General features: G+C 44.9%; 1 pseudogene. It reads right to left on the reverse strand.

Annotation, left to right across the window (positions count from 1 at the left end):
• Window positions 1–481, reverse strand: a pseudogene (locus tag UF06_RS27525) (IS630 family transposase); the annotation flags it as partial.

Genomic DNA, 481 nt, shown 5'->3' on the forward strand with positions numbered 1-481 from the left:
TGCTTTAAATGCTCGATCATGATCTCTTTATTAACCCAAGGAACGACCATCGCTTCGCCAATTCCTCTCGCGGGACAGACAGAACCAAACAGATACGCATATTCAAATTGTTGTTGCTTCACGGCTCTGGGGACGTGTTCCTTTCTCTGCCCATAACCGTGTCGTCGTGTTTTGTTGCCCAAATCTGGCTTCATCTTGAAACCAGACATCCACATGCTCTAAAGCGATATGTCCTGGGATCTTCAGGATCGTTTCAATTTTGAATTTTTTTTAAAATCGTCTTGGACTTCTTGAGATTGCTTGGGGTGTTTTGAGCGGGAAGTTATCCATGACAAGCCCATGTGCTCGAGCAGGTAATAGATAGAATCAGGGTGGTAGTGTTGGCCAAATTCTTTCACGATATAAGCGTGGATGTCGGCCCCAGTCAGTCGTCCGCCTTGTGTATCATTGGCTTTATCTTTTATGTATTGGCTCAACTGCT

This window comes from Vibrio sp. S234-5 (assembly GCF_000960595.1).
Lineage (GTDB): Bacteria > Pseudomonadota > Gammaproteobacteria > Enterobacterales > Vibrionaceae > Vibrio.